Raw genomic sequence first — 13,110 nt, forward strand, 5'->3', positions numbered from 1 at the left:
GAAGGTATTCCAGTCAGGGCTTGACGAGCACCTTGAGCGCTTCGCGGTCCGCCATGGCGCGATAGCCGTCGGGGACTTCTTCGAGACCGATGGTCCGGTCGAAGACCTTGCCCGGCTGATACCGGCCCTCGACGACGTCGTCGAGCAGCTCGGGGATGTAGTGGCGCGCGGGTGCCACGCCGCCGGTGACGGTGATGTTGCGGCGGAAGAGCGACGGGCCGATCGGGCCCTCGGCGTACTGCGGCACGCCGACGCGGCTGACCGTGCCGCCGGGGCGGACCGCGCCGACGCCCATCTCGAAGGCCGGCTTCGTGCCGACGCATTCGAGGACGGTGTGCGTGCCTTCACCGCTTGTCAGCTCTCGCACCTTCTCGATGCCTTCGTCACCGCGCTCGGCTACGACGTCTGTCGCACCGAACTCGCGGCCGAGGTCCGTGCGGGTCCGGTGACGGCCCATCAGGATGATGCGCTCGGCGCCGAGGCGCTTCGCCGCGAGAACCGCGGAGAGACCGACGGCGCCGTCGCCGATGACAGTGACGGTGGTGCGTTCGTTCACGCGCGCCTTGACCGCGGCGTGGTGGCCGGTCGCGAACACGTCGGAGAGGGTGAGGAACGAGGCGAGCAGGTCGTCGTCCTCGGTGTGCGGCAGTTTCACCAGCGTGCCGTCGGCCTGCGGGACGCGGACGACCTCGCCCTGCCCGGCGTCGACGCCCTTCGCGCCCCAGTTGCCGCCGTGCAGGCAGGAGGTGTGGAGGCCTTCGCGGCAGAACTGACAGGTGTTGTCGGAGTAGACGAACGGCGCGACGGCCAGGTCTCCCGGTTCGAGGGTGGTGACGTCGGAGCCGACGGCCTCGACGACGCCGAGGAACTCGTGGCCGATCCGGACGCCGCGGTCGCGCGCGGGCATGCTGCCGTACGGCCAGAGATCGCTGCCGCAGATGCAGGAGCGGACCACGCGGAGGAGGGCGTCGGTCGGTTCGCTCAGCTTCGGGTCCGGGACGGTCTCGACGCGCACGTCGCCGGCGCCGTAGATGAGAGTCGCTCGCAAGACGGGTCCTTTCCTCGGCTGGCCCCAGTATGGGCGCGTCGCGTTCAGCCCGCTAAACGCGATCTGTTCGCGGGCGTGACCGATAGGGCCTTCGGCTTCGCCTCAGGGACGCTCGAGGTCTTCGGCGGTGAGACTGTGGACGCCGTCCCGCCAGCGCGCGTAGACGTCGTCCAGTAGTCGTCGAGCAGTCCTCGACGGATTCCCAAAGGTATTCGTCGTCGGTCAGAGTGCCCAGCCTGGGCCGGAGGTGCCGCGTCCAGTGCCAGTCGAGCTGTGCGGAGAGTTCCTTGCTCCAGCCGATGCCCATGTCCCGGACGTCAGGACGCCTCGCGGTCGTCCACCGTCCTGAATCGGGAGGGGGTTGGCGGCGAGGTGACCCGGCCCACCTGGGACGATGGAGAGGAAGCGTACTGCTCTGCTCTGGAGGTTTCAGGTGCCCAGTCCCACCGGTCCGGTAGTCGTCGTGGACTTCGGGGCGCAGTACGCGCAACTGATCGCGCGCCGCGTGCGCGAGGCGCAGGTGTACTCCGAGGTCGTCCCGCACACCGCCGCCGCCGACGACATCCTCGCCAAGGACCCCGCCGCCATCATCCTTTCCGGTGGTCCTTCCAGCGTGTACGCGGAGAACGCCCCCGCGCTCGCTCCCGGACTGGTCGACGCGGGCGTGCCGATCTTCGGGATCTGCTATGGCCATCAGGTGCTCGCGCAGGCCCTCGGCGGCACGGTCGAGCCGACCGGGATCCGCGAGTTCGGCCGCACCGAAGTCCGCGTCGCCGGTGAAGGCGGTGTGCTGCACGCCGGCCTCCCGGACAACCAGCCCGCCTGGATGAGCCACAACGACAGCGTCACCAAGGCCCCCGAGGGCGCTACCGTGACCGCTTCGAGTGACGGCGCCGCCGTTGCCGGGTTCGAAGACGTCGAGCGCCGTTTCGCCGGCGTGCAGTACCACCCCGAGGTGCACCACTCGCCGCACGGCCAGGAGGTGCTCCGCCGCTTCCTGCACGACATCGCGGGCATCAAGCCGCAGTGGACGACGTCGTCCATCGTCGACGACCAGGTCCGGCGTATCGCCGAGCAGGTCGGCGACGGCCGGGCGATCTGCGGGCTCTCCGGCGGCGTCGACTCCGCCGTGGCCGCCGCGCTGGTCCAGCGTGCCATCGGTGACCGGCTGACCTGCGTGTTCGTCGACCACGGCCTCCTACGCTCCGGCGAGCGCACCCAGGTCGAACGTGATTTCGTCGCGGCGACCGGGGTCAACCTGGTGACCGTCGACGCGCGCGACCGGTTCCTCGACGCGCTGGCCGGGGTCACCGACCCCGAGGAGAAGCGTAAGATCATCGGCCGCGAGTTCATCCGCGTGTTCGAGCAGGCCGAGCGCGACCTCAAGGCCAAGGGCGACTACAAGTTCCTCGTCCAGGGCACGCTGTACCCGGACGTCGTCGAATCCGGCGGCGGCGAGGGCGCGGCGAACATCAAGAGCCACCACAACGTCGGCGGGCTGCCCGACGACCTGCAGTTCGAGCTCGTCGAGCCGCTGCGCCTGCTGTTCAAGGACGAGGTGCGCCGCGTCGGGCTGGAGCTCGGGCTGCCGGAGACGATCGTGCGGCGGCAGCCGTTCCCCGGCCCGGGGCTCGGCATCCGGATCATCGGTGCCGTCGACGCCGAGCGGCTCGAGACACTGCGCGCGGCGGACGCCATCGCGCGCGAGGAACTCACCGCCGCCGGACTCGACGGCGAGATCTGGCAGTGCCCGGTGGTGCTGCTGGCCGACGTCCGCAGCGTCGGCGTCCAGGGCGACGGGCGGACCTACGGGCACCCGATCGTGCTGCGGCCGGTGTCGTCCGAGGACGCGATGACCGCGGACTGGACGCGCCTGCCGTACGAGGTGCTGGAACGGATCTCGACCCGCATCACCAACGAGGTCGCCGAGGTGAACCGGGTGGTCCTGGACGTCACGTCCAAGCCGCCGGGCACCATCGAGTGGGAGTGACGCCCCCCGCTCCGACCTGCGTTTAGCGGGCTAAGCGCGATCTGCCGGGCCCTGGGCACCCAGGCGACCGGATCGCGTTTAGCCCGCTAACTGCGCTCTGGACCCCCGGGGCACCCGCGCGGGTCGGATCGCGTTTAGCCCCCTAAACGCGATCCGGTGGGCCTCGGGTGCCAGGAGGCGTCAGATCGCGATTAGGGGGCTAAAGTCGCTCCGCTCAGGGGGCGAGCAAGGCGAAGGCCCCGGCGAGGGGCCGGGGCCTTCGGAGTGGGGTGAATCGTGAGCGGGGCCGCTAGCGGCGGCTCTTGCGCACCGAAGCGGCGAGAAGCAGGACGCCGACGAAGATCGCCCCACCCGCCATGACCCACCGGAAGTCGAACTGCGGGAGCCACGAGGCGCCGTCCGAGAGGACGTAACCCGACACCAGCAACGTCGCGATCCCGACGATCAGGGTGAAGGGGTCGACGCCGCGCTTCGCGGGCTGAGCCGACTGGGTCTGCGTGCTGCCGTAGTTGTCGTAGTCGTACTCAGCCACGACGCACCTCCACGTTCCCGACACCGTTTTCGACCTGCAGAGTGATCGTCTGCCCGTTGCTCCCCGGCGCGGTGAAGTCGACGGCGGCTTCGCCCACCCCCGAGCGGGACTGGCCGAGGCAGTCGACCTCGCCCGCCCCCGTCTCACAGAAGACCTTCACTTCGGCACCCATCGGCACGCGCACCGTCGAGTTACCCGCTCCGTTCGAGACCTTCGTGGTCACCGAAGTTCCCGCAGGCAGCCTGGTCAGGTCGACGTCGATGTTGCCCGCCGAACGGTGGTACTCAGGCAGCACCTCGGACACCTGGCTCGGCGTCGCCTTCAGGTCGCCGACGCCGTCCTTCACGGAGAAGTTCTCGAACGGCACCGTGGTGAGCGCCATCCCGGCGATCGCCAGCGGCACCGCCAGCCCGATCAGCCCGCGACCACCCCGGACGAACGAACCGGCCACCAGCCCGATGCCGACCACGCCGAGCGTGAGGCCGACGACGTGTTGCAGGGTGAACCAAGGCTCACCGTCCAGACCGAGGACGGTACCGACGCCGGCGACCAGCACGGCGATGCCGAACGTCGCGGCACCGATCTTCGACTTACGGCCGCGAGGGGCCGGCGACGCGGAAGGCGGCGGAGTGGTCTGCGGCGGCAGCCCGCCGGACGGCGAGGCGTTCGGCAGGTCCCAAGCCGACGGGTCGGCCGCGAGCGGGTCCCAGCCGCCCTCGGTCGCCGTGGAGGCGGAGGCCGTCGATGCCGACGCCATCGAGAACGCGGCCGTCGGATAAGCCGGAGCGGGCATCACCGGCCGGTTGAACTGACCGCGGTTGCGGTGCAGCAGGTACAGCGCGACGGCCATCAGCGCGAAACCGATCAGGCCCGTGCCGTCGGTCATCCAGCCGCCGCTCAACGTCCAGGTGAGCCCGGGGAACAGCAGAATCAGCAGCAACACCGCGAAAGCGGGTGAACTCGACGCGCGCCCCTGGCCGATCAGGCTCTCGAACGCGGAGACGGGGTCACCCTCCTGCGGCAGGAACAGCCAGCCCAGCAGATAGACGAAGACGCCGAAACCGCCGAACACCGTCGCCGCGACCAGTGCGACGCGGACCACGGTCGGGTCGATGCCGTACCGGTGACCGATGCCCGCGGCGACCCCGGCGAACTTGCGGCCCGCCGCCGGGCGGACCGGCCTGCTCCGCCAGAAATCCTTGACGGTCTCCTCGAAGCCGGCCGCGGGGCCGCGCTTCGGAACCTGTGTCTCACTCCCACTCATGCCACAAAGAATGCGCTCCGGCGAGCCCTCACCACATCCGGGAACGTCCCTGAGGTTTTCCCAGCGGGAAGAGTCAGGGGTTTCCCCGATGGATCGGTGTCCCACTCCGTGTGACCATGGAGAACGTGCAGGAATCCGCCCCCAGCGACCTCGCCGAACAGGTGAAGCCGACGATCATCGAGCGCCTCCCGGTGCCCGTTTCCGGCAGCCTGTCCCCGGCGCCGTTCGAGCCGCCCAAGATGTACCGCCGTCGCTCCGGCCGCGCCATCGCGGGTGTCGCCGGCGGCCTCGCCGACCACCTCGGCGTCAAGGTGCTCTGGGTCCGGACTGCGTTCGCGTTGCTGGCTGCGCTGAACGGCGCCGGATTGCTCGCGTACGGCCTGCTCTGGGTTTTCGTCCAGCAGCAATCCGGTGAGGTCGAACCGGAGAAATCCGCGCCGAAGGAGAAACAGCAGGCTTTCGGCCTGATGGCGCTGGGCGTCGGCCTCGCCGTCGCCAGCGGCACACTGACCGGCCTGATCAGCGGCTGGGTCGCCATTCCGCTGGCCTTGGCGATGATCGGCGCGGCCGTCGTCTGGCGGGAGGCCGACGAGTCGCAACGACGGCGCTGGCGCCTCGGCGCCAAGGGCGGTGTCGCCACGGCTTTCCTCGGCGGCGGGGGCTGGTCGGCCGCGATCCGCGTGGTCGCCGGGGTCGCGCTGGTGATGACCGGCATCGGCGTCGTGGTCCTGGAGAGCGGCAGTATCGACCAGGTCAAGTTCGCGCTGGTCGCCGTCATCGCGACGCTGTTCGGGGTGGCCGTGCTGACCGTCCCGTTCTGGCTGCGCCTGGTCCGCGATCTGTCGGACGAGCGCACCGCGCGCATCCGCACCGACGAACGTGCCGAGATCGCCGCGCATCTGCACGACTCGGTGCTCCAGACCCTCGCGCTGATCCAGAAGCAGGCGGATTCGCCGCGTGAGGTCGCCCGGCTCGCGCGTGGTCAGGAACGCGAGTTGCGTGGCTGGCTGTACGGGCCGTCGGGGTACGGCAAGAACAAGAAGACCGAGGAAGAGGCCGTCAGCGGTCAGTTGTCCGAAGTGCTCGCGGCCGCGTGCGGCGAGGTCGAGGACGCGTTCGCGATCTCGGTGCAGCAGGTCGTCGTGGGGGAGGCCACGCTGAACGAGCCGCTGACCGCGCTGGTCCAGGCGGCGCGCGAAGCGATCGTCAACGCCGCCAAGCACGCGGGTGTGGACGAGGTCAGTGTGTACGCCGAGGTCGAGCCGACGGCGGTGACGGTTTTCGTGCGGGACAGGGGCAAGGGGTTCGACCCCGATGTCGTGCCGAGCGATCGGCACGGGCTCGCCGATTCCATCCGGGGGCGGATGGAACGGCACGGGGGCAAGTGCAAGCTGCGTACCGCACCGGGTGAAGGAACCGAGGTCCAGCTGGAGATGCCGGTCAAGGCGGGGAAGGGCGCGGCGTGAGGTCGCTATGCTCACGGCACAGGGCGAGCGAGGGAGCATCGTGACGGAGAACCAGCAAACGCGGGAGCCGGTCAAGGTCTTCCTCGTCGACGACCACGCGCTCTTCCGCGCCGGCGTGCGCACCGAGCTGGATTCGATCACCGACGACGTCCGCGTGGTCGGTGAGGCGGGCTCGGTGGCCGAGGCGGTCGCGGGCATCGCCCGGACCAAACCGCAGGTCGTGCTGCTCGATGTGCACATGCCGGACGGCGGCGGCGCCGAAGTGCTGCGCCGGGTCCGGCCGGAACTGCCGGACGTCGTGTTCCTCGCGCTGTCGGTCTCCGACGCCGCGGAAGATGTGATCGCCGTGATCCGCGCGGGGGCCCGCGGGTACGTCACGAAGACGATCTCGTCGAAGGAACTCGTGCGCGCGGTCGTGCGCGTTTCCGACGGCGACGCGGTGTTCTCGCCGCGGCTGGCCGGCTTCGTGCTCGACGCGTTCGCCGACCGGCCGGGTTCCGCGCCGATCAGCGATCCGGATCTCGATCTGCTGACGCCGCGAGAGCGCGACGTGCTGCGACTGCTCGCGCGCGGGTACGCGTACAAGGAGATCGCGTCGGAGCTGTTCATCTCGGTGAAGACCGTCGAGACGCACGTGTCGAGCGTGCTGCGGAAGACGCAGCTTTCGAACCGGTACGAGCTTTCGCGCTGGGCTTCCGACCGGCGTCTCGTCTAGGCGGGGCCTGTTCTCGGCGGCCTGATGACCGTGTTCTTCCTCGGCGTTCTTCCTCGGCATGGGGCCGCTCGGGCTCGCCGCGCCGGGCGGCTCATCCGGCCGTTCGGCATCAGGCTGAAGTCGGCGATGGCGCGGGCCCTGCTCGTCGTCGCGGTCGCGTCGCCTTTAGCGGGCTAAACGCGATGCGGCGAACCCCCAGGCCCCACCGCATCGCGATTAGCCCGCTAAACGCAGGTCAGCGGAATTCGTGGGTGACCTCGATCTTTCCCACGATGTGCGCGTTGAACTCCGCCAGCTCCTCGGCCGGGACCCAAAGCTCGAGGATGGTCTTCCCGCCCGCCTGCTGGACGGGATACCGCTCGACGAACGAGGTCTCCACCTCGAACCGGGTCACGAAGCCCGCGCCGTCGTAGCGCACGTTCCAGTCGCGGGCGATCTTGATCGCGTAGTCCTCGTTCAGCACCGGGTAGAAGATCGGCTGCTCCGGCAGCCGCGGCGGCCACTCCCGCCAGCCCGACTCGCGGACGAGGTCGAGCTCGGCGGGCCCGGCCGGACGCCACAACGTCGTCGTGGTCATGGCGTGGCGTCCCCGGTGGTGGCGAGGGGCCGCTCCACGGGGGCGGTAGCAAAGGTCCCTCGCTCCTTCGGCCGGAGCCGGGTCAGCGCGACCCCGCCCAGCACGACGACCATCCCCGCGATCACCCGGAAGTTCAGCGGCTCGGCCAGGAACACCGCCCCCAGCAGCACCGACACCACCGGCAGCAGGTACCCGACGATCGACGCCGCGACGGCGCCCTCGCTCGCGAGGAGCTGGTAGTTCAGCGCGAACGCGACCCCGGTCGACCCGATGCCCAGGATCACGACCGCGACGATCGCGCCGGTGCTCAGGTTCACCGGTGCGAAACCGCCCATCGGCAGCGCGAGCAGCATGAGCCCGGTCGCCAGCAACATCTGCCCGCCTGCCAGCGCGAGCGGCGAGTCGCCGGTGCCGGTGAGGTACCTGCCCTCGTACACGAACGCGAAACCGTAGCTCGCCGCCGCCGCGAGGCACGCCAGCGCGCCCCAGCTGACCAGGCCGGACGCCTCCCACGGCGCGAAGATCAACAAAATGCCGACGAGGCCGACGACCAGCCCGGCGACCCGCACCGCGGTCATCTTCGTCCGCGCGCCCATCATCGGCGCGGCCAGCAGCACCCACAGGGGTGTCGTCGAGTTCAGCACGCCGGTGATCCCGGAGTCGACGGTCAGCTCACCCCACGCGAACAGCAGGAACGGCAGCGCGTTGTGGAAGAACGCCGCGACGGCCAGATGTCCCCAGATCCGCCGCCCCGACGGCAGCCGGTCCCGGCCGAGGTGGCAGAGCCCGATCAGCACCGCCGCGCCGAGTATCACCCGCGCCAGCACGAGCTGCACCGGCGAGAACGCGCCGAGCCCCAGCTTCATCCAGAAGAAACTCGATCCCCACATGAGCGCCAGCGCGCCGATCCGCAGCAGGGTCTTCGTTTCACCCACCCCAGTCCTCCTTACGTGCCTGGCTCAGCTTCGCCGCGCCGACGCGTAAGGACAAGCGAAAATAACTGCAGGGAGGCTTAAGAAGAACTGTAAGATCGGACCATGCTGGACGTCCGCCGCATGCAGGTCCTCCGGGCCGTGATCAGCAGTGGTTCGATCACCGCCGCCGCCCGGAACCTCGGCTACACACCATCCGCGATCAGCCAGCAGTTGTCCACCTTGGAAAGGGAAGCGGGGGTCGAGCTGCTCGAGCGCGTCGGCCGCGGCGTGCGGCCCACGCCCGCCGGTTCGCTGCTGTCCGAACACGCGGAAACGCTGAGCACCCAGCTCGCCAAGGCCGAAGCCGCGCTCAGCGAACTCAAGGAAGGCCGCACCGGAAGACTCGCGATCCGCTACTTCGCCACGGCGGGCGCTTCTCTCGTGCCGTTGGCCGTCGCGGCGCTGCGCCGGGACTTCCCGGGTGTCCGCCTCGACCTGAAACTGGTCGAGCCCGACGTTTCGATGCCCGAGATCGAGTCGGGCAAGGCCGACGTCGCGATGATCGTGCTCGCCGGCAGCACTCCCCGGGTCAAAGGTGTCGAGTACATCCACCTCCTCGACGACCCGTACCGCGCGATCCTGCCGAAGAACCACCGGCTCGCCCGCAAACGCGTCCTCGATCTCGGCGAGCTCGCGGAGGATCCGTGGGTCGGCGTCGACGGTCTCCCCGGCGCTTGCCGCGACATCCTGCTCGACGCCTGCGGCGCCGCCGGATTCGCCCCGAACCACGTCGTCGAATCGGAGGATTACCAGACGGCGCAAGGGTTCGTGGCCGCCGGGCTCGGTGTCGCGCTGATTCCGGAGCTCGGCCTCGGCGCCCCGCACCCCGGGGTCGCCATCCGCAAGGTCCGGCGGCCGGATCCGGTCCGTTCCATCCACGCGGCCGTCGCCGCGCACGCCAGGGAGCACCCCGCGGTACGCCGGTTCCTCGGCGCGATCCGCGAAGGGGCCGGACAGGTAAGCGGGACTGGCCGAGTGGGCACGAAAACCGGCTGAGCTTGATCAGCCGCGCCGGCGGTCGAGAACCTGGCAGGGAAGCCACGAATCCCGCCAGAGAAAGGACCTCCGTGCGTCCCCTGATCGTCCTGCACGGCGCTTGGCACCAGCCCGCCCATTTCGACGACGTCGTCGAACGTCTGCGCAGGGAAGGCGCCGACGTCACCGTTCCCGATCTCGGCGGGCGTCCGATCGCCGAGACCACGCGCACCGTCCAGGAATTCGTCGACCGGGCGGCCGAGCCGCCGGTGGTGCTCGCGCACTCCTTCGGCGGGCTCACCGCCGGCGGGCTGCGCGGAGTCGCACACCTGATCTTCCTGGCGGCGATCGTCAGCGAACCGGGGGAGACCGCTCAGTACTGGATCGAGCGGCTCAGGGAGGAAACCGGCCGCGAACCCGACCAGGTGCCGTCGACCTTCGACGACGCGGGCCTGACCCACCTCGACCTCACCGCCGTCCGCGAGGCCATGTACGCCGACTGCACGGACGCCGTCGCCGAGCGCGCCACAGGGTTGCTGCGCCCCGAACCCGTCAGGATCTTCGACGAGTCGCCGGAAGGCGCGGCATGGAAGGACACCCCGACCACGTACGTCACCTGCACCGAAGACCGGGCGCTCGCGCCGGAACTGGTGGCTCACTGCGCCGCGCGCTGCGAAACGACGGTGACCTGGCGGGCGAGTCACAGCCCGTACCTCAGCCGTCCGGTGGAATTGGCGACGCTGGTCCGAGAGCGGCTCTAGCCCGGACCCCGCCCCGCCACCACCCTCAACGGGCAGGCGGTGCCTGGCTGGTCAGATCAGGAACAGCTCCGCGAACAGCACACCGATGAGGATCGCCGCCACGACGGCACCGGCCACGATCAGCCGCTTCCGGGTGTCGGACGACTTCGCCGCGGCCGGCGCGGCGGGTGTGTACTGCTGCGCCGGCGGCGCGTACTGCGGCTGCTGCGGCTGATACTGCTGCGGCTGGTGCTGGGGGAACTGCGGCACCGGCTGCCGCGGGGACGCCTGGTTCATCGGCATCGGCATCGAAGCCGGAACCGTCGGCATGGCGGGCGCGGTCGGCGGGATGAACGCCGTCTGCCTGCCCTCGGTGATCGCACCCAGCGAGCGGACCGTGTCGGCCATCGTCGGCCGCGCGTCCGGCTCCGCCCGAAGCATCTTGCGCAGCGCGCCTGCCAGCGGGCCGGCGGTCTGGGGCGGTCGTTCCGAGGACTCGCCGTCCTCACCGAACGGCGGCACCCCCTCGACGGCCGTGTACAGCGTCGCGCCCAGCGAGAACACGTCGGACGCCGAAGTCGCCGGTTCGCCGCGCGCCACCTCGGGCGCCCGGTACGCCGGGCTCGGCCCGCCACCGGTGATGCCGATGTCGGTGAGCTTCACGCCGCCGTCGTCGGCCAGCAGGACCGTGCCCGGCTCGACGGTCCGGTGCACCACCCCGGCCTCGTGCATCGCGGCCAGCGCCCGGCCGAGCACGATGCCCAGCCCGGCCGCCTGTTCCGCGGTCAGCCTGCCGTGCTCGGCGAGGAAGGTCGCCATCCCGCGGGACGGGATGTACTCCATCACCAGCCACACGTCCTGCCCGTCGGGCAGCACGTCGTACACCTTGATGGCGGTGGCGTGCTCGAACTTGGCCGCGTCCTTGCCTTCTTGGATGACGACGGCCTTGGCTTGCTCCGCCCGGTCCGGCGGCAGGCCGACGGGCAGGTACATCCGCTTCATCGCGACCGTGCGCAGCAGACGCGTGTCGAACGCCAGCCACACGATGCCCGCCCGGCCCCGCCCGATGGGCTGGTCCAGGCGGTACCGGCCGCCGACGATGGAACCTTCAGAACTCAATTGCAGCCTCGGATCAAGTGCCGGCCGGGGTCGAACTCACCGGTGGGTCGGAAGAAGTCGGCGGTTTGGGCGTCGTCTTCGGCGGAGTCGGTGTGTTGGGCGGCTTCGGGGTCGATTTCGGCGTGGTCGGCCGATCCGGCTCGTCCGTCTGGCTCGCCTTGCTCTGCGTCTTCTTCACCGAACTCGCCGTCTCCTTGGGCGGCTCGGCCGGTTGCGTCTCCGCCGGCGTTTCCGTCGTCTCGGGAGCAGCAGACGTCGTCGAAGGAGGCGGCGGCTTCGTCGACGAGTTCCCCACCTGGGCGGGTGTCTCCGGGTTGTTCGGGCTCAGCAGCCAGAAGCCCAGCGCGGCCAGCGCCACGAGCACGGCACCGCCGATGATCGCGGGTTTCTTCCACGCGCCCGGCTTCTCGTCGTCGTCCTTGTCCACCGGGCTGGTCTGCGTCCGGGTGGGCGGCGGCGGAGGAGGGGGCGGCGGGCTGTCGTGGTCGTCGTCGTAGGGATCGTCGTCGTAGTCGCCCACGGGGATCGGGACGGCGCGCGTGGGCGCCGGTCCGCCGCCGGGGTGGCCGCGTTCGGCCAGCAACGCCGTCTCGTCGTAGTTGTCGTACCCGTCGTAGTCGTCTTTCGGGTAACCCGACGCGGGCGGCTGGTGGTAGTCGTCTTCGTCGTAGTACGAACCGGCCGCGGCCTGCTCGTCGAGGAGGGAGCCCGAATGACCGGCCGCCTCGCTGTCGAGGGCCTGGGTCACGCCGGCCCCCGCGACCGGGGCGGCGAGCATGGTCTCGTCCGCGGGGCCGCCCAGCGGCGTCTCACCCCGAGCGACAGCGGCGAGGAGTTCTTCGCACTCTTCGGCGGTGGGCCGGTGCCGCACCTCCGGGTGCAGCAGCACGGCCAGGACGCTGGCGAGCGGGCCGGACTGACGCGGCGGGATGATCTGCCCGGCCGCGACCGCGTGCAGCAGGCTCAGCGTGTTCTCGCTGAGGCCGAACGGCGGCTGGCCTTCGCAGGCCGCGTAGAGCGTGGAGCCGAGGGAGAAGACGTCGGACTCCGGGCCGGGATCGCCGCCGATGGCCACCTCGGGCGCCAGGTAGGCGGGGGTTCCGGCGATCATCCCGGTCTTCGTGACCGTGACGTCGTCCTTGGCCCGTGAGATGCCGAAGTCGGTGATCTTCACGGTGCCGTTGGGCGCCAGCAGGATGTTGCCGGGCTTGATGTCCCGGTGCACGATGCCGACCGCGTGCGCCTCGGTCAGCGCCGCCGCGACCTGCGCGCCGATCCGGGCCACCTCCGTCGGCGGCAGCGTCCCCTCCTCCTGCAGCACCTGGGCGAGGCTGGTGGAGTTCAGGTACTCCATGATCAGGCAGGGCTGGCCGTTGTCGTCGGTGACGACGTCGAACACCGAGATGGCGTTCGGGTGGTGCAGCCTGGCGGCGATCCGTCCCTCGCGCATCGTCCGCTGGCGGGCGTCTTCGGCGTCGTGGGCCTCGAGACCGGGTTGCAGCAGCAACTGCTTGATCGCCACCGTGCGGCCGAGTACCTCGTCGTGCGCTTGCCACACGGCACCCATCGCGCCCGTGCCGATCCGCCCGGCGATGCGATATCGACCGGCGACCAGGCGACCCTCGTCGCTCACGCGACCTCCCTTTGGGCTCCGTCTTCACGTCGCGGAGTCGTCCGCGCACATGGTGCGGCCTTCGACACGCCACAGCG

Annotated in this window: 13 protein-coding genes; 6 read left to right on the forward strand and 7 right to left on the reverse strand. The window is 70.4% G+C overall.

The window, feature by feature from the left end:
* Positions 1–13 precede the first annotated feature (13 nt).
* The gene (locus tag P3102_RS03680; RefSeq protein ID WP_276366509.1) at positions 14–1,048 is read right to left on the reverse strand and encodes a zinc-dependent alcohol dehydrogenase family protein; all 1,035 of its coding nucleotides are present in this window, start codon (positions 1,046–1,048) and stop codon (positions 14–16) included.
* Between the two features lie 433 nt (positions 1,049–1,481).
* Between P3102_RS03680 and guaA the strand changes: the two genes are divergently transcribed.
* A complete protein-coding gene (gene guaA / locus P3102_RS03685; RefSeq protein WP_276366510.1) occupies positions 1,482–3,038 on the forward strand; it encodes a glutamine-hydrolyzing GMP synthase in 1,557 nt (518 codons plus the stop codon).
* Between the two features lie 289 nt (positions 3,039–3,327).
* Here the strand turns inward: guaA and P3102_RS03690 are convergent, their stop codons facing one another.
* Together P3102_RS03690 and P3102_RS03695 are read right to left on the reverse strand one after the other, a co-directional pair.
* Positions 3,328–3,570: a hypothetical protein gene (locus P3102_RS03690; RefSeq protein ID WP_276366512.1), complete on the reverse strand. Its 243-nt coding sequence runs from the start codon at positions 3,568–3,570 to the stop codon at positions 3,328–3,330.
* A complete protein-coding gene (locus P3102_RS03695; protein ID WP_276366513.1) occupies positions 3,563–4,834 on the reverse strand; it encodes a PspC domain-containing protein in 1,272 nt (423 codons plus the stop codon). The genes P3102_RS03690 and P3102_RS03695 overlap by 8 nt, the downstream gene beginning before the upstream one ends.
* A 110-nt stretch (positions 4,835–4,944) precedes the next feature.
* Between P3102_RS03695 and P3102_RS03700 the strand changes: the two genes are divergently transcribed.
* Genes P3102_RS03700 through P3102_RS03710 form a run of 3 tightly spaced genes read left to right on the forward strand, consistent with a single transcriptional unit; the run spans position 4,945 to position 7,192 of the window.
* Positions 4,945–6,300 carry an ATP-binding protein gene (locus P3102_RS03700; RefSeq protein WP_276366515.1) on the forward strand — a complete coding sequence of 452 codons (1,356 nt, stop codon included), beginning with the start codon at positions 4,945–4,947 and terminating at the stop codon, positions 6,298–6,300.
* Positions 6,301–6,340: 40 nt separating this feature from the next.
* Positions 6,341–7,015 (forward strand): response regulator transcription factor, encoded by a 675-nt coding sequence (locus P3102_RS03705; protein ID WP_005165099.1) that lies wholly within the window; start codon positions 6,341–6,343, stop codon positions 7,013–7,015.
* Positions 7,016–7,039: 24 nt separating this feature from the next.
* A complete protein-coding gene (locus P3102_RS03710) occupies positions 7,040–7,192 on the forward strand; it encodes a hypothetical protein (RefSeq protein ID WP_276366518.1) in 153 nt (50 codons plus the stop codon).
* A 58-nt stretch (positions 7,193–7,250) separates the two neighbouring features.
* Here the strand turns inward: P3102_RS03710 and P3102_RS03715 are convergent, their stop codons facing one another.
* Together P3102_RS03715 and P3102_RS03720 are read right to left on the reverse strand one after the other, a co-directional pair.
* Positions 7,251–7,592, reverse strand: a complete 342-nt coding sequence (locus P3102_RS03715) for a hypothetical protein (RefSeq protein WP_276366520.1) — start codon at positions 7,590–7,592, stop codon at positions 7,251–7,253.
* Positions 7,589–8,527: a DMT family transporter gene (locus tag P3102_RS03720; RefSeq protein ID WP_276366522.1), complete on the reverse strand. Its 939-nt coding sequence runs from the start codon at positions 8,525–8,527 to the stop codon at positions 7,589–7,591. Before P3102_RS03720 ends, P3102_RS03715 begins: the two co-directional genes overlap by 4 nt.
* Positions 8,528–8,629: 102 nt before the next feature.
* Between P3102_RS03720 and P3102_RS03725 the strand changes: the two genes are divergently transcribed.
* Both P3102_RS03725 and P3102_RS03730 read left to right on the forward strand, forming a co-directional pair.
* Positions 8,630–9,562 carry a LysR family transcriptional regulator gene (locus P3102_RS03725; protein WP_276366523.1) on the forward strand — a complete coding sequence of 311 codons (933 nt, stop codon included), beginning with the start codon at positions 8,630–8,632 and terminating at the stop codon, positions 9,560–9,562.
* A gap of 71 nt (positions 9,563–9,633) precedes the next feature.
* Positions 9,634–10,302, forward strand: coding sequence for an alpha/beta hydrolase (locus P3102_RS03730; RefSeq protein WP_276366525.1), 669 nt, complete (start codon positions 9,634–9,636; stop codon positions 10,300–10,302).
* 51 nt (positions 10,303–10,353) lie between these two features.
* Here the strand turns inward: P3102_RS03730 and P3102_RS03735 are convergent, their stop codons facing one another.
* Both P3102_RS03735 and P3102_RS03740 read right to left on the reverse strand, forming a co-directional pair.
* Complete coding sequence (locus P3102_RS03735; protein WP_276366527.1) at positions 10,354–11,400, reverse strand: serine/threonine-protein kinase; 1,047 nt, start codon at positions 11,398–11,400, stop codon at positions 10,354–10,356.
* A gap of 13 nt (positions 11,401–11,413) precedes the next feature.
* Complete coding sequence (locus tag P3102_RS03740; RefSeq protein WP_276366528.1) at positions 11,414–13,033, reverse strand: serine/threonine-protein kinase; 1,620 nt, start codon at positions 13,031–13,033, stop codon at positions 11,414–11,416.
* Positions 13,034–13,110 lie beyond the last annotated feature (77 nt).

The organism is Amycolatopsis sp. QT-25 (assembly GCF_029369745.1).
Classification (GTDB): Bacteria; Actinomycetota; Actinomycetes; order Mycobacteriales; family Pseudonocardiaceae; genus Amycolatopsis.